The 25,853-nt window shown below is 64.4% G+C and carries 23 protein-coding genes; 20 read left to right on the top strand and 3 right to left on the bottom strand.

What is annotated here, in order from left to right:
- Positions 1-124 precede the first annotated feature (124 nt).
- From AB4136_RS13525 to trmB, 12 genes are all read left to right on the top strand, one after another.
- Positions 125-2,311, top strand: coding sequence for a malate synthase G (locus AB4136_RS13525; RefSeq protein ID WP_024922279.1), 2,187 nt, complete (start codon positions 125-127; stop codon positions 2,309-2,311).
- An 87-nt stretch (positions 2,312-2,398) separates the two neighbouring features.
- Positions 2,399-3,073, top strand: coding sequence for a tRNA (adenosine(37)-N6)-threonylcarbamoyltransferase complex dimerization subunit type 1 TsaB (gene tsaB, locus AB4136_RS13520; RefSeq protein ID WP_024922280.1), 675 nt, complete (start codon positions 2,399-2,401; stop codon positions 3,071-3,073).
- Complete coding sequence (gene rimI / locus AB4136_RS13515; RefSeq protein WP_024922281.1) at positions 3,073-3,564, top strand: ribosomal protein S18-alanine N-acetyltransferase; 492 nt, start codon at positions 3,073-3,075, stop codon at positions 3,562-3,564. Before tsaB ends, rimI begins: the two co-directional genes overlap by 1 nt.
- 27 nt (positions 3,565-3,591) lie before the next feature.
- Complete coding sequence (locus tag AB4136_RS13510) at positions 3,592-4,386, top strand: lysophospholipid acyltransferase family protein (protein ID WP_024922282.1); 795 nt, start codon at positions 3,592-3,594, stop codon at positions 4,384-4,386.
- Positions 4,387-4,485: 99 nt separating this feature from the next.
- On the top strand, positions 4,486-5,880 hold the full coding sequence (gene miaB / locus AB4136_RS13505) for a tRNA (N6-isopentenyl adenosine(37)-C2)-methylthiotransferase MiaB (protein ID WP_024922283.1): 1,395 nt from the start codon (positions 4,486-4,488) through the stop codon (positions 5,878-5,880).
- Positions 5,881-5,906: 26 nt separating this feature from the next.
- Positions 5,907-6,956, top strand: a complete 1,050-nt coding sequence (locus AB4136_RS13500) for a PhoH family protein (protein WP_036254947.1) — start codon at positions 5,907-5,909, stop codon at positions 6,954-6,956.
- Between the two features lie 35 nt (positions 6,957-6,991).
- The gene (gene ybeY, locus AB4136_RS13495; RefSeq protein ID WP_024922285.1) at positions 6,992-7,480 is read left to right on the top strand and encodes an rRNA maturation RNase YbeY; all 489 of its coding nucleotides are present in this window, start codon (positions 6,992-6,994) and stop codon (positions 7,478-7,480) included.
- A 26-nt stretch (positions 7,481-7,506) separates the two neighbouring features.
- Complete coding sequence (locus tag AB4136_RS13490; protein WP_137901146.1) at positions 7,507-8,586, top strand: hemolysin family protein; 1,080 nt, start codon at positions 7,507-7,509, stop codon at positions 8,584-8,586.
- 219 nt (positions 8,587-8,805) lie between these two features.
- Complete coding sequence (gene lnt, locus AB4136_RS13485) at positions 8,806-10,395, top strand: apolipoprotein N-acyltransferase (RefSeq protein WP_024922287.1); 1,590 nt, start codon at positions 8,806-8,808, stop codon at positions 10,393-10,395.
- 141 nt (positions 10,396-10,536) lie between these two features.
- Positions 10,537-10,956 carry a helix-turn-helix domain-containing protein gene (locus AB4136_RS13480; protein WP_024922288.1) on the top strand — a complete coding sequence of 140 codons (420 nt, stop codon included), beginning with the start codon at positions 10,537-10,539 and terminating at the stop codon, positions 10,954-10,956.
- 206 nt (positions 10,957-11,162) lie between these two features.
- Positions 11,163-12,428, top strand: a complete 1,266-nt coding sequence (metK, locus tag AB4136_RS13475) for a methionine adenosyltransferase (RefSeq protein WP_024922289.1) — start codon at positions 11,163-11,165, stop codon at positions 12,426-12,428.
- 14 nt (positions 12,429-12,442) lie between these two features.
- Complete coding sequence (gene trmB / locus AB4136_RS13470) at positions 12,443-13,144, top strand: tRNA (guanine(46)-N(7))-methyltransferase TrmB (protein ID WP_024922290.1); 702 nt, start codon at positions 12,443-12,445, stop codon at positions 13,142-13,144.
- On the opposite strand, the gene AB4136_RS13465 is transcribed toward trmB, so the two are convergent.
- The gene (locus AB4136_RS13465) at positions 13,131-14,558 is read right to left on the bottom strand and encodes a sensor histidine kinase (RefSeq protein WP_051504848.1); all 1,428 of its coding nucleotides are present in this window, start codon (positions 14,556-14,558) and stop codon (positions 13,131-13,133) included. The two genes, trmB and AB4136_RS13465, sit on opposite strands and share 14 nt — an antisense overlap.
- 24 nt (positions 14,559-14,582) lie before the next feature.
- Positions 14,583-15,248, bottom strand: coding sequence for a response regulator transcription factor (locus AB4136_RS13460; protein ID WP_036254946.1), 666 nt, complete (start codon positions 15,246-15,248; stop codon positions 14,583-14,585).
- Between the two features lie 137 nt (positions 15,249-15,385).
- Between AB4136_RS13460 and AB4136_RS13455 the strand changes: the two genes are divergently transcribed.
- The 4 genes from AB4136_RS13455 to AB4136_RS13440 all read left to right on the top strand — a co-directional run bounded on the left by AB4136_RS13455 (position 15,386) and on the right by AB4136_RS13440 (position 19,737).
- Complete coding sequence (locus tag AB4136_RS13455) at positions 15,386-16,450, top strand: ABC transporter substrate-binding protein (protein ID WP_024922291.1); 1,065 nt, start codon at positions 15,386-15,388, stop codon at positions 16,448-16,450.
- A 320-nt stretch (positions 16,451-16,770) separates the two neighbouring features.
- On the top strand, positions 16,771-17,715 hold the full coding sequence (locus tag AB4136_RS13450) for a Bug family tripartite tricarboxylate transporter substrate binding protein (protein WP_024922292.1): 945 nt from the start codon (positions 16,771-16,773) through the stop codon (positions 17,713-17,715).
- Positions 17,712-18,197 carry a tripartite tricarboxylate transporter TctB family protein gene (locus AB4136_RS13445; RefSeq protein WP_024922293.1) on the top strand — a complete coding sequence of 162 codons (486 nt, stop codon included), beginning with the start codon at positions 17,712-17,714 and terminating at the stop codon, positions 18,195-18,197. The genes AB4136_RS13450 and AB4136_RS13445 overlap by 4 nt, the downstream gene beginning before the upstream one ends.
- Positions 18,198-18,222: 25 nt before the next feature.
- Positions 18,223-19,737, top strand: coding sequence for a tripartite tricarboxylate transporter permease (locus AB4136_RS13440; RefSeq protein ID WP_024922294.1), 1,515 nt, complete (start codon positions 18,223-18,225; stop codon positions 19,735-19,737).
- A gap of 81 nt (positions 19,738-19,818) precedes the next feature.
- Here the strand turns inward: AB4136_RS13440 and AB4136_RS13435 are convergent, their stop codons facing one another.
- On the bottom strand, positions 19,819-19,983 hold the full coding sequence (locus AB4136_RS13435; RefSeq protein ID WP_162835313.1) for a hypothetical protein: 165 nt from the start codon (positions 19,981-19,983) through the stop codon (positions 19,819-19,821).
- Between the two features lie 265 nt (positions 19,984-20,248).
- On the opposite strand from AB4136_RS13435, the gene rimP reads away from it, so the two are divergent.
- Genes rimP through infB form a run of 4 tightly spaced genes read left to right on the top strand, consistent with a single transcriptional unit; the run spans position 20,249 to position 25,786 of the window.
- Positions 20,249-20,869 carry a ribosome maturation factor RimP gene (gene rimP / locus AB4136_RS13430; RefSeq protein ID WP_024922295.1) on the top strand — a complete coding sequence of 207 codons (621 nt, stop codon included), beginning with the start codon at positions 20,249-20,251 and terminating at the stop codon, positions 20,867-20,869.
- A gap of 44 nt (positions 20,870-20,913) precedes the next feature.
- A complete protein-coding gene (gene nusA, locus AB4136_RS13425) occupies positions 20,914-22,506 on the top strand; it encodes a transcription termination factor NusA (RefSeq protein ID WP_024922296.1) in 1,593 nt (530 codons plus the stop codon).
- Between the two features lie 32 nt (positions 22,507-22,538).
- Positions 22,539-23,189: an RNA-binding protein gene (locus AB4136_RS13420; protein WP_024922297.1), complete on the top strand. Its 651-nt coding sequence runs from the start codon at positions 22,539-22,541 to the stop codon at positions 23,187-23,189.
- Positions 23,186-25,786 carry a translation initiation factor IF-2 gene (gene infB / locus AB4136_RS13415; RefSeq protein ID WP_024922298.1) on the top strand — a complete coding sequence of 867 codons (2,601 nt, stop codon included), beginning with the start codon at positions 23,186-23,188 and terminating at the stop codon, positions 25,784-25,786. The genes AB4136_RS13420 and infB overlap by 4 nt, the downstream gene beginning before the upstream one ends.
- The last annotated feature ends 67 nt before the right edge of the window (positions 25,787-25,853 follow it).

Below are 25,853 nucleotides of genomic sequence, written 5' to 3'. Positions count from 1 at the left end.
CGGGTTTGCTCCCCCGCGACACCGGCTTTGCGACTGACGACGAATTGACCGGGCAGCGCTGGCGTGCCAAAGGCCGCGCATCCTACCCGCCCTTCTCCCGGGGCGGCATTTCTGGAGACTGTAGATGACCGATCGGATCGAGATCGCCGGATTGCAGATCGCCCGCGAACTCCATGACTTCGTCGCCAACGAGGCTGTTGCCGGCACCGGCGTGAACGCCGCCGACTTCTGGGCCGGCTTTTCCAAACTGGTGCACGATCTCGCGCCGACGAACCGCGCGCTCCTGAAGAAACGCGACGATTTCCAGGACAAGATCGACCGTTGGTATCGCGACAATGGCGCGCCGGTCGATGTCGCCGTCTACAAGGATTTTCTCAAAGAGATCGGCTACCTATTGCCTGAAGGCCCTGCCTTCAGCGTCTCCACCGACAATGTCGATGCCGAGATCGCGGTGGTGGCCGGCCCGCAGCTGGTGGTGCCGGTGATGAATGCGCGCTACGCGCTGAACGCCGCCAATGCCCGCTGGGGTTCACTCTATGACGCGCTCTATGGCACCGACGCCATTCCCGAGACCGACGGCGCCGAAAAGAGCAAGCACTACAACCCCAAGCGCGGCGAGAAGGTGATCGCCTGGGCGCGCAATTTCCTGAACGAGGTTGCACCGCTGGATGGTGCACTGTGGCAGGATGCGCGCTCCTTTTCGGTCAATGCAGGCGCGCTGCGCGTGTCGCTCGCCGGTGGCCGCACCACCGGCCTCAAGCGGCCGGACCAGTTCGCCGGCTATCTCGGCGAGGCGGCCGCGCCCGGCCAGTTCCTGCTCGCCAACAACGGCCTGCATATCGAGATCCTGATCGATCCCAGTTCGACCATCGGCAAGACCGACGCCGCCCACATTTCCGACGTCTGGCTGGAATCGGCACTCACCACCATCATGGACTGCGAGGATTCGGTCGCGGCCGTCGATGCCGAGGACAAGGTCGTCGTCTACCGCAATTGGCTCGGCCTGATGAGGGGCGACCTCCAGGAGGAGGTGGTGAAGGGCGGCAAAAGCTTCACCCGCAAGCTCAATCCCGACCTCGATTACACCGCGCCCGACGGCTCGACCTTCCCGCTCAAGTGCCGCTCGCTGATGCTGGTGCGCAATGTCGGCCACCTGATGACCAATCCGGCCATCCTGTTGTCCGACGGTTCGGAAGTGCCCGAAGGCATCATGGACGCGGCCATCACCGGCCTGATCGCGCTGCACGATGTCGGCGAAAACGGCCGCCGCGCCAACTCGCGCGAGGGTTCGGTCTATGTCGTCAAGCCGAAGATGCACGGACCGGAGGAGGTCGCCTTCGCCGTCGAGATCTTCGGCCGCGTCGAGAAGCTGATCGGCATGAAGCCCAACACGATCAAGATGGGCATCATGGACGAGGAGCGGCGCACCACCGTCAACCTCAAGGAATGCATTCGTGCTGCCAGAGAACGGGTTGTGTTCATCAACACCGGCTTCCTCGACCGCACCGGCGACGAGATTCACACCTCGATGGAAGCCGGCGCCATGCTGCGCAAGGGCGACATGAAGCAGGCGGCCTGGATCTCGGCCTATGAGAACTGGAACGTCGACACCGGGCTGGAATGCGGCCTCGCCGGCCATGCCCAGATCGGCAAGGGCATGTGGGCGATGCCCGACCTGATGGCGGCGATGCTGGAACAGAAGATCGCCCATCCCAGGGCCGGTGCCAACACCGCCTGGGTGCCGTCGCCGACGGCCGCCACGCTGCATGCCACGCACTATCACAAGGTGGACGTGCACGCCGTGCAGGAAAGCCTGAAGAGCCGGCCGAAGGCCAAGCTCGACGACATCCTGACCGTGCCTGTGATCAAGCGCCCGAACTGGACGCCGGACGAAATCCAGCGCGAGATCGACAACAACGCGCAAGGCATACTGGGTTATGTCGTGCGCTGGATCGACCAGGGCGTCGGCTGCTCCAAGGTGCCCGACATCAACGATATCGGCCTGATGGAAGACCGCGCCACGCTGCGCATCTCCTCGCAGCACATCGCCAACTGGCTGCATCACGACATCTGCTCGCACATCCAGGTGCTGGATTCGCTGCAGCGCATGGCCGTCATCGTCGACACCCAGAATGTCGGCGACCCGAACTACCGCCCGATGGCGCCGGACTTCGACCAGTCCATCGCCTTCCGCGCCGCCTGCGACCTGGTGTTCAAGGGCCGCGACCAACCGAACGGCTATACCGAGCCGGTCCTCCACAAGCGCAGGCTCGAGCTCAAGGCGAAACTGAACGGCGGCGCTGGCGCTTAGTCCAGATGGCGCCATCGCGCTGCCCGTGCCCGGCTAAGCATCGAGTCCGCTTGTAGGCAGCGCGGCGATCGGTTAGGCGAAGCTGGGATGAAACTGCTCGCCATCGATTGTTCCGCCAGCCTGTGCGCCGCCTGTGTCTACGACGCGGCGACCGACACGATGCTGGGTCGGCATGTTCTCGATCTCGGCAAGGGCCATGCCGAGCATTTGATGGCGGTCATCGACAAGGCACTTGGCGAGGCTGGCGTCACCTATGCCGATCTCGGTGCCATCGCCGTCTCCGTCGGGCCCGGGTCTTTCACCGGCATCCGCGTCGGCGTCTCGGCCGCGCGCGGGTTGGCGCTGGCGCTGAAAATCCCGGCGATCGGCGTCACCACGCTGGAGGCGCTCGCCGCGGAAGTGGCCACAGCCTTCCCGAACCGCACCGTCCTGGCCGTGCTCGATGGTGGGCGCGGCGAAATCCATGCCGCCCTGTTCGGCGCCGATGGGGCTGCCGTTCATGGTCCTGCCATCGCCACGCTGGCCGAAGCGGCGGCAATCGCCAACGAGAACAAGCCGGTGCTTGCCGGCAACGCGGCTCGGACGGTCGCCGAGGCGGCTGGCGGCGCCTTCGATTTCGGCCCGCTTGCCGCCACCGCCGACATCGCCACCTATGCGCGCCTGGCTGCCCGCAAGGGGCCGGGCGACAAGCCAAAACCCGTCTATCTGCGCGATGCCGATGCTAAGCCGCAGGCCGGCTTTGTGCTGCCGAGGGCGGGCTGATGCGTATTCCTTTTCTCACCTCGCGCCGCGACTATGCGCTGGAACCTTTGTCGGTCGCCGATGCCGCCGCCATCTCGGCCCTGCATCGCGAGGATTTCGTGCGGCCCTGGACCGACGGCGAATTCGCGACGTTGCTTTCGCAGGACACCGTCTTCGGCTTCACGGCGCGTGAAGTCGGCCAGGGCGCCAAGCCGCCGGTCGGCTTCGTGCTGGCGCGGCTCGCCGCCGGCGAGGCCGAAATCCTGACCGTGGCGGTTGCCCGAACGCATCGCAGGCAAGGGCTCGGCTGGCAATTGATGGATGCGGTGCTGCGCAACCTGCACGCCGAACGCGCCGAGGCGCTGTTCCTGGAAGTCGATGAGACCAATGTCGCGGCGCTGGCGCTCTACCGCCGGCTTGGTTTCCGCGAAGTCGGCAAGCGGCCGAATTATTATCGCTCGCCCGAGCATGGACCGACCGGCGCGCTTGTCATGCGCCGCGATCTCCGCTAGCGCCGTTACGCAGCGCCCGGGGGCAGGATGATCGGAAAAATCAGGACAGTTCTGGCTTTTGGATGTGTCGTTGCGGCGACCGTCGTGCTGGTGCCGCTGCAGCTCATTTCGATGAAGACGCGATTGTGGCCCGAAACCTTCATCCTGAAGATCTGGCACCGCGCCGTGACGCGCGCGCTCGGCATCAGGGTGCACACCCACGGCACGCTGTCCAATCAGCGTCCGCTGCTGGTCGCCTCCAACCACATCTCCTGGACCGACATCCTCGTGCTCGGCTCGCTGGTCGATGTGAAGTTCATCGCGCGCGCCGACATGGAAAACTGGCCGGCGATCGGCAAACTGTCGAAGCTGCAGCGCACCGTCTTCATCGAGCGCGAACGCAAGCGCAGCTCGGGGGATCAAGCCAACGAGATCGCTTCGCGGCTGGCCAAGGGCGATGCCATGGTGCTGTTCGCCGAAGGTACCACCGGCGACGGCAACATGGTGCTGCCGTTCAAGACCACGCTGTTCGGTGCCGCCTCGATGGCCATCGCGGAAGGCGCGGCGGAAGAAGTGTTCATCCAGCCGGTGGCGATCGCCTACACCCGTCTCCACGGCGTGCCGCTCGGTCGGCGCTGGCGCCCGGTGGCGTCGTGGATCGGCGACCAGGATCTCGGCCCGCACCTCAAGCAGCTGCTTGCCGAGGGTGGGTTGGACGTCGAGGTGCATTTCGGCGAACCGATCGCCTTTTCCAAACGCTCCAACCGCAAGGAGACGGCGCGGGTGGTGGAAGCCCGTGTGCGCGAGATGATGCAGGCAGCACTCGGCGAGCCGGTCAAATAGGGCATCTTCCCTTCTCCCCTTGTGGGAGAAGGGACGCGGGCGCAGGGTCGCGCCTCGAACCCCTGTCCTTCAATGCGGAAAAGCGTTAGAAGCCGCCGCATGGAACTGGAAACGCTTTCGCTGAACACCGAAAACGGCGCCGAAACGGCACCGGCGCCGAAGAAGGTCTTCGTCAAGACCTATGGCTGCCAGATGAACGTCTACGATTCACAGCGCATGACCGACGCGCTGGCCGCCGACGGCTATGCCGCGACCGAAATCATCGAAGACGCCGATCTTGTGCTGCTCAACACCTGCCACATCCGCGAGCGGGCGGCGGAGAAGGTCTATTCTGAGCTTGGCCGGATCCGCGAGCTGAAGCAGGAAAAGGCGGCGGCGGGTCGCGAAATGCTGATTGGCGTCGCCGGCTGCGTGGCGCAGGCGGAGGGTCGCGAGATCATCCGGCGGGCGCCGGCGGTCGATCTGGTCATCGGACCGCAGACCTATCACCGCCTGCCGGACGTGCTGCGCCGGGTGCGTGGCGGCGGCCGTGTCGTCGAGACCGAATACGCTGTCGAGGATAAGTTCGAGCATCTGCCGCAGCCGAAGCGCGCCGACGTGGCCAAGCGCGGCGTTGCCGCCTTCCTCACCGTGCAGGAAGGCTGCGACAAGTTCTGCACCTTCTGTGTGGTGCCCTATACACGCGGTTCGGAAGTCTCGCGCCCGGTTACGCAGATCGTTGCCGAGGCCGAGCGCCTGGCCGAGGCCGGCGTGCGCGAGGTGACGCTGCTCGGCCAGAACGTGAATGCCTGGCACGGCGAGGGGGCGGACGGCGCCGAATGGGGGCTTGGCCGGCTGCTCTATCGTTTGGCGGAAATCCCCGGCATTGCCCGCCTGCGCTATACCACCAGCCATCCGCGCGACATGGACGACGAACTGATCGCCGCCCATCGCGATCTGCCGACCTTGATGCCTTATCTGCACCTGCCGGTGCAGTCGGGCTCCGACCGCATCCTCAAGGCCATGAACCGCCGCCACAAGGCTGTGGATTATCTGCGCCTGCTCGATCGCGTTCGCGCCGCCCGTTCCGATATCGCCCTGTCGGGCGATTTCATCGTCGGGTTCCCCGGCGAGACCGATGCGGATTTCGAGGACACGATGCGACTGGTGCGCGAAGTGGGCTACGCGTCGGCCTTTTCGTTCAAATATTCGCCGCGCCCCGGCACGCCGGGCGCCGAAATGCCGGACCATGTGCCGGAAAAGGTGAAGGATGAGCGCCTGCATACGCTGCAGGCTCTGCTCGTCGAACAGCAGCAGGCCTTCACCCAATCCATGGTCGGTCGCACCATGACGACGCTCATCGAGAAGCCCGGCCGCCAGGCCGGCCAGAAGGTCGGCCGATCGCCATGGTTGCAGCCGGTGATTGTTGATGAAAAGGCCGGCGAAATCGGTGACATTATCGAGGTGCGAATCACGCATCCGGGCTTCAACAGCCTGTATGCCGAACCTATCTGAATGCCTGATCAGATGAGGAGAGACGTTTGAGCGCCACTGAATTGAAGAATGCGCCCCCAAGCACTGCATCCGGGGCCTCGGATATGGCGCATATCGTCCTGACCTTCGACAACAACAAGCTGGCCAGCGCGCTGTATGGCCAATTCGACGAGAACCTGGCGCGGCTTGAACAGAAGCTCGGCGTCGACATCCGCTCGCGCGGCAACCAGCTGACCATCAAGGGTTCGCCCACGGCTGCAGAACAGGCGCGGCGCGCTTTGGACAACCTCTACGACATTTTGCAGAAGGGCGTCGATATCGGCCAGTCCGACGTGGACGGCGCCGTGCGCATGGCGGTGGCCGCCGACGATCAGCTCGTGCTGCCGACGCTTGAGCGCAAGGGCAAGGTGTCGGCCGCCCAGATATCGACGCGCAAGAAGACGATCTATGCCCGTTCGCTGAACCAGGACGCCTATATGCGCGCGCTGGAACGCTCGGAACTGGTTTTCGGCATCGGTCCCGCCGGCACCGGCAAGACCTATCTGGCCGTCGCCCATGCCGCGATGTTGCTTGAGCGCGGCATGGTCGAGCGCATCATCCTGTCGCGGCCCGCGGTGGAAGCGGGCGAACGGCTCGGCTTCCTGCCTGGCGACATGAAGGAAAAGGTCGATCCCTATCTGCGCCCGCTCTACGACGCGCTCTACGACATGATGCCGGCCGACAAGGTCGAACGTGCCATTGCCGCCGAGGTCATCGAGATCGCGCCGCTCGCCTTCATGCGCGGCCGCACACTGGCGCATGCCGCCGTCATCCTTGATGAGGCGCAGAACACCACCCCGATGCAGATGAAGATGTTCCTGACGCGTCTGGGCGAAAATTCGCGCATGATCATCACCGGCGACCCGACCCAGATCGACCTGCCGCCGAACACGCGTTCGGGCCTGGTCGAGGCCCTGCGCGTGCTGGACGGGGTGCCCGGTGTTGTTACCGTGCGTTTCAACGAGGGCGACGTCGTTCGCCACCCGCTGGTGGCCGAGATCGTTAAGGCTTATGATCGCGACGGCAAGGTTGCACGCGGCCTGGGTGCCGAGAACTGAACCAGCGTGTCTTTTGCCCATCAGGACAAGGTCCGATGACATCGCCTGATCTGCCGCTGGATATCGACCTTGCGGTCGAGGAAGGCGCGTGGCCGCCGGAATCCGTACTTGAGGCGCTGGTCGGTCGCGCTGCGGGGGCAGCCTTTGGCGAACTTGGCCTTGCCGATAATGGCCGGGCGGAACTCAGCGTGGTCTTCACCAACGACGCGGCGATCAAGACGCTGAACGCCGAATGGCGTGGCAAGGACAAGCCTACCAACGTCTTGTCCTTTCCTGCGTTTCCCACAGCCAAAGGTGGCCCGCTGCCGCCGATGCTGGGCGATATCGTGCTGGCGGCCGAGACCGTGGCGCGGGAGGCGGACGAAGAAGGCAAGCCGCTCGAAAACCACATCAGCCATCTCGTCATCCACGGCCTGTTGCACTTGCTGGGTTATGATCACGAGACCGACGACGAGGCGGAAGAGATGGAGGCTGTCGAGCGCCTGGCGCTGGCAAGACTTGCCATTCCCGATCCGTATGCGTAACTAAACGATCAATTGACCGGAAGACGATGAACGAGAAATCAGAGACTGCCGCCCCCACGGACGCCGGCAGTGCCGTAAAGGCTTCCGCGAAGACGGAAGAAGCTCCCAGTCCGAGTACCAGCGCCGGCAGCGTAGCGAGCGAGCCTTCTCCTGCCGGGCCTTCCCTGTTCGAGCGTGTTATCGGCCTGTTCAGGCAGCGCAACGGCACCTCGCTGCGCGAGGAAATCGCCGACGCGCTGGCCGAGACCGAAACCGGTGCGGAATCCTTCTCGCCTGGCGAGCGCGCGATGCTCAACAACATCCTGCGTCTGCGCGAAGTGCGTGTCGAGGACGTCATGGTGCCGCGCGCCGACATCGAGGCCGTGGAGATTTCGACCCGGCTGGGCGATCTCCTGGTGCTGTTCGAGCAATCCGGCCATTCGCGCATGCCGGTCTATTCCGAGACGCTCGACGATCCGCGCGGCATGGTCCACATCCGTGACGTGCTGGCTCACATCACGCGGCTTGCCCGCGTCAAAAAACCGGGCCGCGCCAGCCGCAAGACCCCGGCGGCCGCTTTGTTCGACCTGACCCAGGTCGACCTTGCCCGCACGATTGGGGATCTGAACCTGATCCGACCGGTACTGTTCGTGCCGCCGTCGATGCTGGCATCCGACCTGATGGGCCGCATGCAGGCCGCCCGCACGCAGATGGCGCTGGTCATCGACGAGTATGGCGGCACCGACGGCCTCGCCTCGCTGGAGGACATTGTCGAGATGGTGGTCGGCGACATCGAGGACGAGCACGACGAGGACGAACCGATGATCACGCAGGCTGGCGACGGCATCTATGTCGTCGACGGCAAGGCTGAGATCGATGAGGTCGCTAAGATGATCGGCGGACATTTCGCCGCCGGCGAGCATGGCGAGTCCGTCGACACCATCGGCGGCATGATCTTCAACACGCTGGGCCGCGTGCCCGCGCGCGGCGAAGTGGTGCAGGCCATTCCCGGCTTCGAGTTCCATATCCTTGACGCCGATCCGCGCCGCGTGAAGCGCGTGCGCATCGTCGAGAGCCAGAAGGCGGCCGAACGCCGCCGTCGCGCGGTCCGCACCGAACAGGCCTAGGCCCTCGGGTTTTCGGCGGGCTGCCGCGTTTTGCGGCGGCCGCCTGTGTTGCGAGACCTCTTTCCAGGCAACTGGACCGTTTCGACGGCGACTGGATGCACGCCATTCGCCAGTCCCCGTATGGGGCGCCCCCTCCTGTCTGCGACCGCGCGTCCATTTGGAGCCGAAGCCGCGGCCTGATACATCTTCCGCCATGATTCTCGCGACTCGGAAGACCGCATGGAGCGCCTCGCCGGCCGGATAATTCTGCTTTGGGGTTGGCGACGCGCATTGGCGGCCTTTCTGGCCGGTGCGCTGGCGGTTCTTGGTCAGGCGCCTTACGATTTCTTCGCCGCTTGCTTTGTCTCTTTCCCCGTCCTGGTGTGGCTGCTTGATGGCACGACCGGCGAGGCTTCGCGAGGGCTTTTCAGGCGCCTGCGTCCCGCCTTCGCGGTCGGCTGGTGGTTCGGGTTCGGTTACTTTCTGGCCGGCCTCTGGTGGATCGGCCAGGCATTGCTGGTCGAGGCAGACGACTATGCCTGGGCGATGCCTTTCGCGGTGGTCGGCATCCCGCTTTTGCTTGCCTTTTTCTACGGGTTCGCGGCGGCACTTGCCCGTCTGTTGTGGAGCAGCGGCATCGGTCGCATCGCGGCGCTCGCCTTTGCCTTCGCTTTGGCGGAATGGCTGCGCGGCTTTTTGTTCACCGGCTTTCCGTGGAATGCAGTCGGCTACGCCGCGATGCCGGTGCCGCTGTTGATGCAGAGCGTTTCCGCCATTGGCATGAGCGGCATGAATGCGCTCGCCGTGTTCGTCTTCGCCATGCCGGCGCTGCTTGCCGGCCGTCGCGACCTGGTGGTCGGGGCTGCAATCGCCGGCATCCTCGTGGCGGTGCATCTCGGTTTCGGTTATTACCGGCTTACCACGCCGGTCCAGGTTGCCAAGACGCTCGATGTCCGCATCGTGCAGCCGGCGGTCGACATGCGCGAGAAATGGGACGCTTCCGTTCGCGACCGTATCTTCGCCACGCTGCTCGGCATGTCGTCGAAGACGCCGGCATCGGGCAAGCCCAAGCCGCAACTGATCCTGTGGCCGGAAACCTCGGTGCCGTTCCTGTTCACCGAGCGGCCGGACGCCTTGACGGCACTGGGCGAGATGCTGACCGACGGCCAGATGCTGGTTGCCGGTGCGGTGCGGGAGGAGGGGGCTTCGGCCAATGCCGCCACCCGCTATTACAATTCCGTCGTCGCCATCAACGACAAGGGCGAGATCGTCGACGCGGTGGACAAGGTCCATCTGGTGCCGTTCGGCGAGTATCTGCCCTTCGCCGACTGGCTGCGCCGCGTCGGTATCGAACAGTTGGTGGCAGGGCCCGCGATGTTTGCCGCGGGCAACGAACGGCACCCGATATCGTTGCCCGGCGCAATCAGCGGGTTACCTTTTGTTTGCTATGAGGTGATTTTCCCTGACCTGGTGTCTGTTGACGCAACGTCAAGTCAGCTTATTGTGAACCTTACCAATGATGCGTGGTTCGGGGATACCCCAGGCCCCTATCAACACTTCCGTCAAGCTCAGATACGCGCGGTGGAGAATGGCTTGCCTCTGTTACGTGCGGCTAACAATGGCATTTCCGCGGTCGTCGATGCGCGGGGCAGGATCGTCGATGCGCTCGCCATCGACGCCCGCGACACCATCGACGCCCGTGTCGCCGTGGCGACGTCTCAGGACGTCGTTTCGGCCGCCCAACGGCGCGTTAACGGATACCTGCTTATGCTCGCCCTCGCCCTGATTGCTTTCGTCTTATGCGTAAGGCACAAGCTACCGGCGAATTGACAGCCAATATATTAGGAACCCATATTGTAGAGGGTTGGCATCTTTCGCACTTAGTCGCGCTTTATCGGGTGAGGGGGTCGTATAAACCACAGGGTAGGCGTCAAAAAACACGAACAGCCGGAAGAATTCGGCGAGGAAAAAATGGTAGAAGAAAACAAGAAAAAACCAAACCCAATTGACACCCACGTCGGTAGCCGCATCAGACTTCGGCGTAATATGCTTGGAATGAGCCAGGAAAAGCTTGGCGAGAACCTTGGCATAACCTTTCAGCAGATTCAGAAGTATGAGAAAGGCACGAACCGTGTCGGCGCCAGTCGCCTGCAAGCGATCGCCTCGATCCTGAGCGTGCCGGTCGCTTTCTTTTTCGAGGATGCGCCTGGCCAGGATGGTGGCCCGCCGCGCGGTTTCGCCGAGGACAGCGCCATGGCGCTGGCAGCGGAATTCTGCTCCACCCCCGAAGGGCTTCAGCTCAATCGTGCCTTTGTGAAAGTAGCGGATCCGAAGGTTCGCCGGCGGATCATCGACCTTGTCAAATCCCTCGCCGGCGACGAGGCCAACTGACGGCGAAATCGGCCTGTTCGGCTCGTATTTAGAGTGGAGTGGGATGTTTCGGCCCAATCTCCTCTTTGTCGGGAATATTCTTCCGTCACGCCGCCGGGCTTTGATATCCGATACCCTCCAATCGTCTTGACGAGACTGGCGCGCCCCCGCTAACACGTGGCGCGCCAGATCGGCAGCCTGCCGGTCTTTTTCAAGAGGGGACACCCGTGTCGCGGCAGAACTACCTTTTCACCTCCGAATCCGTTTCCGAAGGCCACCCCGATAAGGTGTGCGATCGAATTTCCGACGAAATCGTCGATCTCGTCTACCGCGAGGCCAAGAAGGCCGGCATGAACCCCTGGGACGTGCGTGTCGCCTGCGAGACGCTGGCCACCACCAACCGCGTTGTCATCGCCGGCGAAGTTCGCGTGCCGGACACGCTGCTGAAGAAGGCCAAGGACGGCTCGATCCTGACCGACGCGGGAGATTTCCCGGTCATCAACCCGGCCAAGTTCAAGTCGGTCGCCCGCAAGGCCATCCGCGCCATCGGCTACGAGCAGAGCGGGTTCCACTGGAAGACCGCCAAGATCGACGTTCTGCTGCACGGCCAGTCGGCTGACATCGCCCAGGGCGTCGACAACGCTTCCGACAAGCAGGGTGAAGAAGGGGCAGGCGACCAGGGCATCATGTTCGGTTATGCCTGCCGCGAGACGCCGGACCTGATGCCGGCGCCGATCTATTACAGCCACAAGATCCTCGAATTGCTGGCCGACGCCCGTCACAAGAACAATGGCGATGCCGGCAAGCTCGGTCCGGACGCCAAGAGCCAGGTCACGGTCAAGTATGTCGACGGCAAGGCCGCCGAGGTTACGCAGATCGTGCTCTCGACCCAGCATCTTGAAGAGAGTTGGGATTCGAAGAAGGTCCGCAAGGTGGTCGAGCCCTATATCCGCGAGGCGCTGGGCGACCTGAAGATCGCCAACGACTGCAACTGGTACATCAACCCGACCGGCAAGTTCGTGATCGGCGGTCCCGACGGCGATGCCGGCCTCACCGGCCGCAAGATCATCGTCGACACCTACGGCGGTGCTGCTCCGCATGGCGGCGGCGCGTTCTCCGGCAAGGACACCACCAAGGTTGACCGTTCGGCCGCCTATGCCGCGCGCTACCTGGCCAAGAACGTGGTTGCCGCCAAGCTTGCCGACCGCTGCACGATCCAGCTGTCCTACGCCATCGGCGTCGCGCAGCCGCTGTCGGTCTATGTCGATCTGCACGGCACCGGTTCGGTCGACGAGGCCAAGCTGGAAGACGCCCTGCGCAAGGTCATGGACCTGTCGCCGTCGGGCATCCGTAAGCATCTCGACCTCAACAAGCCGATCTATGCCAAGACTTCGTCCTACGGCCATTTCGGCCGCAAGGCCGGCCGCGATGGCTCCTTCTCCTGGGAGAAGACCGACCTGGCCAAGGCGCTCAAGGACGCCCTGGCTGCCTGACGGCGGATCGGACCATGGAAGAGCAGGGCAGGCGCAGCCGGACGAGCGAGGCTTTCTTCGGCCGGCGGCGCGGCAAGACCATCCGCCCCGCGCAGGCGGTGGCGCTGGAGACTGGACTCCAGCGCTATCGGCTGAACCTCGAGCAGCCGGCACCGGCTGCTCTCGGCGGCCTGTTCGAGGCGCCAGTCTCCTCGATCCGCCTCGAGATCGGCTTCGGCGGTGGCGAGCATTTGCGTCAGGAAGTCTCGACACACCCGGCAACCGGCTTCATCGGTGCCGAACCCTTCGTCAACGGCATGGCCAAGATGATGATGGCGTTGACGCGGGAGCCTGCCGGCAATCTCCGCGTCTTCGACGATGATGCGGCGCTGCTGCTGGATTGGCTGCCCGAGGCGTCGCTCGACTGGATCGACCTGCTTTACCCGGACCCCTGGCCGAAGAAGCGGCATTGGAAGCGGCGTTTCGTCAGCACCGTCAATCTCGACCGTTTCGCCCGGGTCCTGAAACCGGGCGGTAAGTTCTGCTTCGCCTCCGACATCGACACCTATGTGAACTGGACGCTGCAGCATTGCCGCGCGCATGCCGCCTTCGAATGGCAGGCGGATGAGGCGACGGACTGGCATACGCCTTATCCGGGATGGCAGAGCACGCGTTATGAGGCGAAAGCCATCCGCGAGGATCGGCGTACCGCCTACCTGACCTTTACCCGGCTGTAGCGGCGGTCTCTTCGCCGGCTTTCGCGGTCGCTGCGTATGCCAAAGGCAGCGTCACGCGGGCGCAAAGGCCCTTGCCGGTAGCCGGTGTCTCCAGCGCCAGCCTGCCGCCGAACAGTCCGGCGATTTCCTCCACGATCGGGAGCCCGAGCCCGCTGCCCGGCTTGTCCTGCACGGCACCTCGCGAAAAGCGCGCCCGCACCGCGGCCAGCTGTCTGGGCGGAATGCCGGGCCCATTGTCCTCCACCTCGAACACGGCTTCGCTGTTGGCAAAGACACGCACCGTGATTTCCGCCCCATCGCCGGCATAGGCGATGGCGTTGTCGACCAGATTGCCGACCAGTTCGCCCACCAGCAGCGCCTCGCCATGGATGACGACCGGCTGACCGCCCTCGAAGCCGAGATCGACGCCTGCCGCGCTCGCCTTCACCACCCTATCCGCCACGCAGTCCATGGCGATGGCTGCAAGGTCGACCGAGGTCGTCTCGATCCTGTTCGAGGCGGCGGCATCGATGCGGGCAAGCAGCAAAAGTTGCGCGAGAATACGTTCGGCGTGAACCACCGCCGCGTCGGCCGTTTGCGCGGCCGCCCGTGCCTCACTGAGTGACTTGGCGCGTCCGGCGAGCGCAAGCTGCGTGCGCACGATGGTCATCGGCGTACGCAATTGGTGGCTGGCATTGCCGGTGAAGTTGCGCAGGCCTGACAGCGCGCCACCCAACCGCACCATGAAGGAATTCATCGTATCGACCAGACCGCGCACTTCGCTGGGCACCCGGTCGTCGATGGGGTGCAGATCGTCCGGACTGCGTTCGGCGATCGCCGCGCGCAACCGGTAGAGCGGCTGCAGCGCGGCGTTGACGGCAAACCAGGCGATCAGCGCGGCGCCGCCAATCAGGATGGTCAGGCGCAACGCCGAATGCAGCAGGATGGTGCGGGCCAGCTGGGTGCGAGCGATGGTCGTCTCGGCGACGGTGACGACAAAGGGAATGGAATCGACGCCGGTCGAAGCTGAACGCGCCAATGCCGCCAGCCGGATCGGCTCGCCACGGAAGCTGGCGTCGGAGAATTGCGGTTTCTCCGGCACCGGCGACGGCATGATCGGCAATCCGTCATAGCCGGTGATGAAGGTGCCGGGCGGTCCGTCGACGCGATAGAAAACGCGGTCCTGCGCCGCCGAGGTCAGCATCTCCAGTGCCACATAGGGAATGTCGACCTCCAGCGTTCCTTCCTCGGAAACCACGACGCGCTCGGCGATCGCCAGCGCTGAACCCGCAAGCACCCGGTCCGACGCGGCATTCGCCGTGTCCACCGCCTCGCGCCAGGTGTCGACCAGTGCGATCAGGCCGATCGAGATCAGCGGCACCAGCAGCCAGAACAGCAGCCTGCGGCGCAGGGAATGAGGTGCCGCGACGACCATCAGCGGGCCAATTCCATGGTCCGGCTACACTTTTTCAAGGTAGTAGCCGATGCCGCGAGCGGTGCGCACCGTCACCCCGTAAGGCGCAAGGCGCCGCCGCAGCCGGCTGACATATTGTTCGATGGCGTTGAAGGAGAGCTCCTCGTCGAAGCCGGCCAGCGATTCGAGAATGGACTGTTTCGGCACCACCTTGCCGGCGCGCAGGAACAAGGTTTCGAGCAGGCTCACCTCGCGGGCCGGCAGATCGAGCAGCGCGCCGCCGCCGGCAAAGCTGCGCGAAGTGAGGTCGAAGGTCACTTCGCCGAAGGTGACGGTGCTCGATTTCAGGCCGGCATGGCGGCGCAGCAGCATGCGCACGCGCGCTTCAAGTTCGTCGACGTCGAAAGGCTTGGTCATGTAGTCGTCGGCGCCGAGGTCCAGCCCCTTGATCTTGTCGTGCAGGTCGGCGCGCGCGCTGAGGATGAGCACGCCTGGTCCATCCTGGCGCGCCCGGATGCCGCGCAGCACCTCCAGGCCGTCCATACGCGGAAGGTTGAGGTCTAGGATGACGAGGTCGAAATGCTCGGCCGAGAGCACGGCCAAAGCCGAAGGGCCGTCAGTGACATGATCGACGGCATAGCCGCTGCCTTTCAGCACGGCCACCAGCCCATCCGCCAGCGTTTGCGTGTCCTCCACAACCAGTATGCGCAACCGGAGCTCCTTGCCGGGTCTTTTTCCCGGCGACCAGATTAGCAGGTCTTCCCAGTGGGCCAAACCATCGCGCGGCGCTATCCACGCCACTGTGCCGCGACTTGTGGAGCGGGTACCGGTCATGCAATTTGGCCGCCATGCGTTTTGTCGTCCTCGTCATCGCGGCCTTGCTGCCGGCCCCGGCCGTCGCCGAGACCACCCTGTTCCCTGCGCTCGACGGAGAAGCCGGCGCGCGCACCTTGGTCGTCTATTCGGCGCTCGACGTTCCGCTCGCCAAGGGCATGATCGAAGGTTTCCGGCGCGCCAATCCGAGTATCGCCGTGCGCTACGAGGAACTGCTGACAGGCGATATCTACAGCCGCATCGTCGAAGAGACCAACGCCGGAGGGAAGACAGCCGACATGGCCTTTTCCTCGGCGATGGATCTGCAGGTGAAGCTCGCCAATGACGGTTATGCGCAGGAGAGCACCTTGCCGATGAGCGCTCGCTGGCCGCGCTGGGCGAACTGGCGCAACACCGCCTATGCGCTCACCTTCGAACCGGCGGTCTTCGTCTATCACAAGCCGAGTTTCAGCGACGCGCCGCCGCCGGCGACCCGTGGGCAACTGGTCGACTATATCGAACACAACGCCGATACCGTTCAGGGGCGGATCGCCACCTACGACATCGAACGTTCGGGCGTCGGCTTCATGTTCATGGCACGCGACCAGGAGCAATTTCCCGACATCTGGTCGATCGTGCGCACCATGGGCAAGGCCGGTGTGAAGCTCTACTCCAAGAGCTCGGCGATCCTCGAGCGCATAGCCGATGGCCGCGCCATCCTGGGCTACAACATCCTCGGCTCCTATGCAGCGGACTGGGCGGCGCGCAATCCTGATGTCGGCATCGTCATGCCGAAGGACTACACCATCGTCATGTCGCGCATCGGCCTGGTGCCGAAGGCTGCCGGCTCGCCGGATCTCGGCCGCGCCTTCCTCGCCTATTTCATGTCGGCGGAAGGCCAGACCATCATGGCGCGCGATCTGCACATCGCCGCCGTCAATCCCGATGTGTCGGGCGAAAACACCGCCAACGCCATCCAGGCCACGATGGGTGCGCAGTTGAGGCCGGTCCCGGTCAGTCCGGGCCTGCTGGTCTATCTCGACCAGGTCAAGCGCAACCGTCTCGTTGAACGCTGGAACAACGCTTTGCAGGGCCGCTGACAGCGGTTCGGCGGCAAAACCATGGCGTTTTGACCCTCATTCCGGCCTTTCCGACACGATGTCAGTCAGATGTCAGCTTGTTCGGCTAGGGTCCGCGCCGGTCCGGCTGTTGGAGGCGGCCTGGCCAACAGGTCTGGGAGGAGAGGACCACGCGGGTTAGCACCTGGCCACGAAGGCGAGACCTTCGGTGGCGATCGTGGCGGGACGCACTCATTTCTCCCCGGTTTGTCTCATCGCGATGTCGTTCGTTCGGCAACGCGAACCAATGCCAACACGGCGCCGCGTTGCCCCAACGACCGGCGTCCACAGGGAGAGAAACAGTGAAGAAATTCCTTCTGGCGACTGTTCTGATGGGCGCGATGGCAATTCCCGCCTTCGCCGCCGATTACAAGATCATGGCGCCCGCCGCCCCCGGCGGTGGTTGGGACCAGACCGCCCGCTCAATGCAGACCGCGCTGCAGGACGAGAAAATCTCCTCCAGCGTCCAGGTCAACAATGTTCCCGGTGCCGGCGGCACCATTGGCCTCGCCCAGTTCGTCAACCAGGCCAATGGCGACCCGGCGCAGCTCATCGTCGGCGGCTATGTCATGGTCGGCGCCATCCTCACCAACAAGTCGCCGGTGACGCTGGACCAGGTCACGCCTATCGCACGCCTGACCGGCGAATATGAGGCGCTGGTCGTACCGGCCGCCTCCGACATAAAGGACATGGCCGGCCTCGTCGCCAAGCTGAAGGCCGATCCGGGCTCGGTGTCCTGGGGCGGCGGCTCGGCCGGCGGCACCGACCACATCACCGCAGGCCTGATCGCCAAGGCGGTGGGTGTCGATCCGACCAAGGTCAACTACATCGCCTTCTCCGGCGGCGGCGAGGCGCTGGCGGCTCTTCTCGGCAACCAGGTCACGGTCGGCATTTCCGGCTATGGCGAGTTCTCCGAACAGGTGAAGGCCGGCACGCTGCGCCTCATCGGCATCTCCAGCGACCAGCCTGTGGCTGGTATCGAGGCGCCGACCTTCAAGCAGGCCGGTGTCGACGTCTCCATCCAGAACTGGCGCATGGTCGCGGCGGCGCCCGGCATCAGCGCCGAGCAGAAGGCAGCCGTTCTGGCCGACGTCGACAAGATGGCGAAGTCGGCAGCTTGGCAGAAGATCCTGGCCGACAAGGGCTGGGCCGACACTTATCTCGCCGGCGACGACTTCGCCGCACAGCTCAAGAAGGAGGCCGAAATCACCGGCGGCATCCTGAAAGAGATCGGTCTGGTCAAGTGAGCGAGAACGCTCCCAACAAGACGACGCGCCGCCCTGATTGGGCGGCGCTTGTCATCGCCGCGGGGCTGGCGATCGTCGCCGCCGTCATCGTCTGGAGCACGGCGAACCAGAGTGGCACGGCGAGTTATGCCCGGATCGGCCCGACGACCTTTCCATATGTGATCGCCGGCGCTCTGTTCGTGTTGTCGTTGTGGACGGCTGTCGAAGCATGGCGCGGCGATTTCCCGGAGCGCGAGCAACAGGAGATCAGCCCGATCCTGTGGATCGTCGGCGGTTTGGCCGCGCAGATGTTGTTGCTCAAGACAGCCGGGTTCTCGATCGCCACCGGGCTGCTTTTCGCCGCCACCGCCCGCGCATTCGGGCGCGGTCCTTTGTGGAAGACGATCCCGCTGGGCATCGTGCTCGCCTTCGTCGTCTGGTTCATCTTCGCCAAGGGTCTGCAGCTTTCGCTGCCCGCCGGCCCGCTCGAACAGCTGTTCTGAGCGTTATGAGGGAGCGAGGCTTTTCATGACTACGTTCGAACTGCTGGCGCATGGGCTTGTGATCGCCCTGCAGCCAGCCAATCTGCTCTATGCGCTGATCGGCGTCACACTCGGCACCGCCGTCGGCGTATTGCCCGGCATCGGCCCGGCGCTCACCGTCGCGCTGCTGTTGCCGGTTACCTACAAGCTCGATCCGGCCGGATCGCTCATCATGTTCGCCGGCATTTATTATGGCGGCATGTATGGCGGCTCGACCACGTCGATCCTGCTCAACACGCCGGGCGAGAGCGCGTCGATCGTCACGGCGCTGGAAGGCAACAAGATGGCGCGGGCCGGGCGCGGCGGACCGGCACTTGCCACCGCGGCAATCGGCTCTTTCGTCGCCGGCCTCATCGCCACCATCGGCCTCGCCTTCATCGCGCCGACCGTCGTCAAGCTGGCGCTGTCTTTCGGTCCGGCCGAATATTTCGCGCTGATGGTGCTGGCCTTCATGACCGTTTCGGCGGCCTTCGGCGAATCGACCCTGCGCGGGCTGACCTCGCTGTTCCTCGGCCTGATGCTCGGCCTGATCGGCATCGACCTGCAGACCGGCCAGGCCCGGCTTGCCTTCGGCATTCCCGATCTGCTCGACGGCATCGAGGTGACGACGTTGGCCGTCGCCCTGTTTGCCATCGGCGAGGCGCTTTCGGTCGCCGCTTCAAAGGGCGGCGATTCGACCATCCAGGCGATCAAGGGCTCGGTGTGGATGACGCGCGAGGACTGGCGCCGTTCATGGAAGCCGTGGCTGCGCGGCACCGCGATCGGTTTTCCGATCGGCGCCATGCCGGCCGGTGGCGCCGAAATCGGCACTTTCCTGTCCTATTCCGTGGAAAAGCAGATGGCGGAAAAGCCGGAGGAATTCGGCAATGGCGCCATCGAAGGCGTCGCCGGACCTGAGGCCGCCAACAATGCCTCGGCGGCCGGCACGCTGGTGCCCTTGCTGACGCTCGGCCTGCCTACGACGGCGACCGCCGCCATCATGCTGGCCGGTTTCCAGCAGTTCGGTCTGCAGCCGGGCCCGTTGCTGTTCACCAGCAATCCGCAACTCGTCTGGGGCCTGATCGCCAGCCTGCTGGTGGCCAATCTGATGCTTCTGGTGCTGAACCTGCCGCTGATCGGCCTATGGGTGAAGCTGTTGACCATCCCGACGCCCTGGCTCTACGCCGGCATCCTGATGTTCGCGACGCTTGGCACCATCGGCGCCAATCCGTCGACCTTCGAACTCGGCATGCTCCTGGCGTTCGGCCTGCTCGGCTATGGCCTGCGGCGTTTCCACTATCCGATCGCGCCAGTGGTGGTGGGCTTGATCCTGGGGCCGCTGGCGGAACAGCAGCTGCGCCGCGCCGTGGCCATCAGCCAGGGTGATCCGTCGGTGCTCTTCCATTCCTGGATCGCGGTGGTTCTGTGGTTGCTGGCGGCTTCGGCCGTCCTGGTGCCGCTCTATCTGCGCTGGCGGGGCAGGGGGCAGATGCTCACCCAGCTCGCCGGCAACGAGGACTGACCAACACGGGAGGTCGGCGGGTGATCGCCGGCCCACATAAACAAAGCGGAGGCATTTGCCTCCGCTTTTCACTCACTGCCGTCAGCTGCGGCGGATCTTGGCGAATTCGACCGGGTCGATGCCGAGGCGGCGCAGGTCGCGGCCCTTGGGCGCGTGATGGCCTCTAACGGCGCCCGCGGCGTTGATCGCGCTGCCGAACACGTTGAACAGGCTGTTGAGGGCCGCAACGGTTCTGCTGGTACGCATGGGTCTGCTCCATCTGGTTGCCACAACGTTTATGTTGCAGTGCAACAAAGATAGGAATGGACAGACGCCGTTAACAGAGGGGCTTAGGCAAGGCTGCCATGCGGCTGGCGCATGGATGCCGCTGTTTTCCCCAGCCTTGCATTTTGCCGCCGCCATTGTTATATCGGCTTCAAATTCTTGGTCGGTATGACGAAGAGTGGGTCCACCCGGTCCCGCTCTTTTTTGTTACCGGCCGGCGCCTAGAGATTCGAGCGACAGAGACCGGATGACCTTGACCGAGACCGACGGCGACGACCGTATCGTCCGCGAAAGCGGCATCGATGCCCGTATCGCGCTGATCGTGCAGCCTGTGCTGCGCGGCGCGGGTTTCCGCCTCGTGCGGGTGCGTCTGTCCGGCCAGCACGGCCTCACCTTGCAGGTGATGGCCGAGCGCGAGGACGGTACGATGACGGTCGAGGACTGCGAGGAAGTCAGCCGCGCGATTTCGCCGGCGCTCGACGTCGACGATCCGATCGAGAAGGCGTATCATCTGGAAGTGTCCTCGCCGGGCATCGACCGCCCGCTTGTGCGCAAGTCGGATTTCACCACCTGGGCCGGCCATCTGATCAAGATGGAGACCTCGGTCATGATCACCGACCGCAAGCGCTTCAAGGGCAAGATCGCCGAAGCCGACGATGATGGCATTCTGCTCGAGCGCGACAAGGCGGCCTATGGCGAGGAGCCGACGGTGCGCATTCCTTACGACGCGATCGCCGAAGCGCATCTGGTGCTGACCGACGACCTCATCCGCGAAGCCCTGTCGAAGGACAACCGGGCGCGCAAGGATGCCAAGAAACATCGCGGCGACAATGACGACGCCGCAGACGAAACTGAAATCGAGAAGTGATTGAACGGCCGCCGATGCCGGCGGCCCCGTTCAGGGAGACAAAAATGGTTGTAAGCGCCAACAGGCTCGAACTGCTGCAGATCGCCGACGCGGTCGCCCGCGAGAAGTCGATCGACAAGTCGATCGTCATCGCCGCCATGGCCGACGCGATCCAGAAGGCCGCGCGTTCGCGTTACGGCCAAGAGACCAACATCCGCGCCGACATCAACCCGAACACCGGCGAGATGAAGCTGCAGCGTCTGATGGAAGTTGTCGAAAAGGTCGACGACTACGCCATCCAGATCGCGCTATCCTCGGCCCGCGAGCGCAATCCCGACGCCCAGCTCGGCGACTTCATCGCCGAACAGCTGCCGCCGATGGATTTCGGCCGTATCGCCGCGCAGTCGGCCAAGCAGGTCATCGTGCAGAAGGTGCGCGAGGCCGAACGCGACCGCCAGTATGACGAATACAAGGACCGCATCGGCGAGATCGTCAACGGCACCGTCAAGCGTGTCGAATACGGCAATGTCATCGTCGATCTCGGCCGTGGCGAGGCGATCATCCGCCGCGACGAGCTGATCCCGCGCGAAAACTACAAGTATGGCGACCGCGTCCGCGCCTACGTCTACGACGTGCGCCGCGAACAGCGCGGCCCGCAGATCTTCCTGTCGCGCACGCATCCGCAGTTCATGGCGAAGCTGTTCACCATGGAAGTGCCCGAGATCTACGACGGCATCATCGAGATCAAGTCGGTTGCCCGCGACCCCGGTTCGCGCGCCAAGATCGCCGTCATCTCGCGCGACTCGTCGATCGACCCGGTCGGCGCCTGCGTCGGTATGCGCGGTTCGCGCGTCCAGGCGGTCGTCGGCGAGCTCCAGGGCGAAAAGATCGACATCATTCCGTGGTCGCCTTCGGCAGCCTCCTTCATCGTCAACGCTTTGCAGCCGGCTGAAGTCGCCAAGGTGGTGCTGGACGAGGATGCGGAACGCATCGAAGTGGTGGTGCCGGACGACCAGCTGTCGCTGGCCATCGGCCGCCGCGGCCAGAACGTGCGCCTCGCCTCGCAGCTGACCGGCTGGGACATCGACATCCTGACCGAACAGGAAGAGAGCGAGCGCCGCCAGAAGGAATTCGTCGAACGCTCCAACCTGTTCATGGAAGCACTCGACGTTGACGAGATGGTCGGCCAGGTGCTGGCTTCGGAAGGCTTCACCTCGGTCGAGGAAGTGGCCTATGTCGATGCCGGTGAAATCTCCTCGATCGACGGTTTCGACGAGGACACCGCCACCGAAATCCAGAACCGCGCCCGCGATCATCTGGAGAAGGTCGAGGCCGAACACGACGCCGCCCGCAAGAAGCTGGGCGTCAAGGACGAACTGCGCGAGATCTCCGGCATCACCACCGCCATGATGGTGACGCTTGGCGAGGACGGCGTGAAGACGATCGAGGACTTTGCCGGCTACGCCGCCGACGACCTCGTCGGCTGGAAGGAACGCAAGGACGGCGAGACCAAGGTGTTCCCGGGCGTGCTGGCCGCGCACGGCGTCTCCAAGGCCGACGCCGAGCAGATGGTTCTGGCAGCACGCCTCAAGGCGGGTTGGATCACCGAAGAAGAAGCTCAAGCCGAGGCTGCTGAAGCCGAAGCCGTCGGCGAATAAGATGAGACCGGCTGGAGCAACCCTTGCCCGAGATGAACGATCGCACCTGCATCGTCACAAGGAAGACCGCCGAAACGGATGAATTGATCCGTTTCGTCGTCGGCCCGGATTCGGCCGTCGTTCCAGATCTCAAAAGGGTTCTCCCAGGCCGTGGCTGCTGGGTCAGCGCCGATCGCGCCACGATCGACAAGGCAGCGGCCAAGGGGCACTTCGCCCGCGCGTTCAAGAAACAGGTAATCGTCCCGCCGGAACTCGGCGCGATGATCGATGGGCTGCTCGTAAGGTCGGCGCTGGGTTCGCTCGGCCTTGCCCGCAAGGCCGGCGCCGTGGCGCTTGGCGCGGCCAAGGTGGACGGCGCTGTGCGCTCGGGCAAGGCATTGCTCGTCCTTCATGCATTCGAAGCCTCCGACGACGGCGTGCGCAAGATCACCCAGGCGCGCCGTGCAACTGTCCATCTCGGTGGGCCCGCCATCCCCGTTTACAAACTTTTCCCTGAAGCGGATTTGAGTTTGGCAATGGGGGGGGCAAATGTGATACATGCTGCCGTTCTCGCGAGCGACGCGGGTAAGGCGGCCGTGAAGCGCATGGTTGCGCTCGACCGTTACCGGGGCGGTTCTCCGGACGATCTGGCAATGATTGCGGCTGTTGCCGGCGATGATGATGCCGCAGAGGATATGGAATGAGCGATACGAATTCGGGCGATGACAAGACGTTGAACGTTACGCCCAAGAAGACACTGACGCTGAAGCGCCCGGGCATCGAGCAGAGCACGGTGCGCCAGAACTTCTCGCACGGCCGCACCAAGTCGGTTGTCGTCGAGACCAAGCGCAAGTTCGTCAAGCCCGGCGAGCAGGCGGCACCTGCTGCGCAGTCCGTGTTCACGCCCAAGCCAGCAGCGCCGGCGCCGCAGCCGCAGCCACAACCGCAGCAGGCCGCGCCTGTCGTGCAGGAGCCGCGGCGCCCGCCGCCTCAGCCCGATCGCGGCGGCATGGTGCTGAACGAACTCTCGCGCGGCGAGATGGAAGCCCGTCGCCGGGCGCTCGAAGGTTCCCAGGCGCGCGAGGTTGAAGACCGTCAGCGCGCCACCGAGGAAGCCAAGCGCCGCGCCGATGAAGAAGAGCGCCGCAAGCGCGAACGCGAAGACTCCGCCCGTCGCCAGGCCGAGGAAGAAGCCCGTATCAAGGCCGAAGCCGAAGCCCGCCGCCGCGCCGAGGAAGAGGCGCGCCGCCGCGCGCCGCAGACCGCCGAACAGGTGGCCGCCGAAGAGGAAGAAGAAGCAAAGCCCCGCAGTCGCGGCGCTACGCCTTCGACCGCCTTGCCGCCGCGCCGTCTCGCCACGCCCGAACTGGCGCGCCCTGCCAAGCCGACCAAGGCCGAGGAAGACCGTCGTCGCGGCAAGCTCACGCTCAACACGGCGCTGTCCTCGGAAGATGGCGCCGACCGTGCGCGCTCGCTGTCGGCCATGCGTCGCCGTCAGGAGAAGTTCAAGCGCGCCATGCACAATGAGCCGCGCGAGAAGGTCGTGCGCGAAGTGACGGTGCCTGAAACCATCACCATCCAGGAACTGGCGCAGCGCATGTCCGAGCGCGCGGTGGATGTGGTCAAGTACTTCATGAAGCAGGGCCAGATCCTGAAGCCGGGCGATGTCATCGACGCCGACACCGCCGAGCTGGTGGCTTCCGAATTCGGCCACACCGTCAAGCGCGTTGCCGAGTCCGACATCGAGGAAGGCCTGTTCAACATCGCCGACCACGCGGAAGATCTGGTGACGCGGCCGCCGGTGGTGACCATCATGGGTCACGTCGACCACGGCAAGACCTCGCTGCTCGACGCCATCCGTCACGCCAATGTCGTTTCGGGCGAAGCCGGTGGCATCACCCAGCACATCGGCGCCTATCAGGTCGAGAGGAACGGTCAGAAGATCACCTTCATCGACACGCCCGGCCACGCCGCCTTCACGGCCATGCGTGCTCGCGGCGCGCAGGCGACCGACATCGCCATCCTCGTGGTGGCGGCCGACGACAGCGTGATGCCGCAGACGATCGAATCGATCAGCCATGCCAAGGCGGCTGGCGTTCCGATCATCGTGGCCATCAACAAGGTCGACAAGCCTTCCGCCGATCCGCAGAAGGTGCGCACGCAGCTGCTCCAGCACGAAGTGTTCGTCGAATCGATGGGCGGTGAAGTGCTTGACGTGGAAGTGTCGGCCAAGACCGGTGCTGGTCTCGACAAGCTGCTGGAAGCCATCCTGCTGCAGGCCGAAATCCTCGACCTCAAGTCGAACCCGGACCGTACTGCCGAAGGCGTGGTCATCGAGGCGCGTCTCGACAAGGGTCGCGGTCCGGTCGCCACCGTGCTGGTTCAGACTGGTACGCTGATGCCAGGCGAAATCCTGGTGGCGGGCAACGAATGGGGCCGCGTGCGTGCCCTGGTCAACGACCGTGGCGAACACGTCAAGGAAGCGCCGCCAGCCATGCCGGTGGAAATCCTCGGCCTCCAGGGAACGCCTCAGGCCGGCGACCGTTTCGCGGTCGTCAACAATGAGGCGCGTGCCCGCGAGATCACCGAGTATCGTCAGCGTCTGGCCCGCGACAAGGCGGTCGCCAAGCACGCCACGCAGCGTGGTTCGCTGGAACAGATGATGTCGCAGTTGCAGGCGAGCGGGCTGAAAGAGTTCCCGCTCATCATCAAGGGCGACGTGCAGGGTTCCATCGAGGCGATCGTTGCGGCACTGGACAAGCTTGGCACCGACGAGGTCCGGGCGCGCATCGTCCATGCCGGGGCCGGCGCCATCACCGAAAGCGATATCACGCTGGCCGAGACCTCGGGCGCCGCGATCATCGGCTTCAACGTCCGCGCCAACCCGCAGGCGCGCGCCGCGGCGGAAGCCGCGGGCATCGAGATCCGCTACTACAACATCATCTACAACCTCGTGGATGACGTGAAGGACGCGATGTCGGGCCTGCTGTCGCCGGAGCGTCGCGAAACATTCCTCGGCAATGCGGAGATTCTCGAGGTCTTCCACATCACCAAGGTCGGCAAGGTCGCTGGCTGCCGTGTCACCGAGGGCCGCGTCGAGCGTGGTGCGGGCGTACGCCTGATCCGCGACAACGTGGTTATCCACGAAGGCACGCTGAAGACGCTGAAGCGGTTCAAGGACGAAGTTCCGGAAGTGCCGGTCGGCCAGGAATGCGGCATGGCCTTCCAGAACTACGAAAACATTCTGGCTGGCGACATCATCGAGTGCTTCCGCGTCGAGATGGTGACCCGGAAGCTCTAGGCCTTAAGAAAACGATGGGAGAGCGGTTTCGCCGCTCTCCCATTTTGACAGCCGTGATTGCGGTCCA

The organism is Mesorhizobium sp. 2RAF21, from assembly GCF_052115345.1.
Lineage (GTDB): Bacteria > Pseudomonadota > Alphaproteobacteria > Rhizobiales > Rhizobiaceae > Mesorhizobium > Mesorhizobium terrae.
The sequence above is the reverse complement of the archived record's forward strand: the minus strand, read 5'-3'. Positions and strand labels throughout refer to the sequence as shown.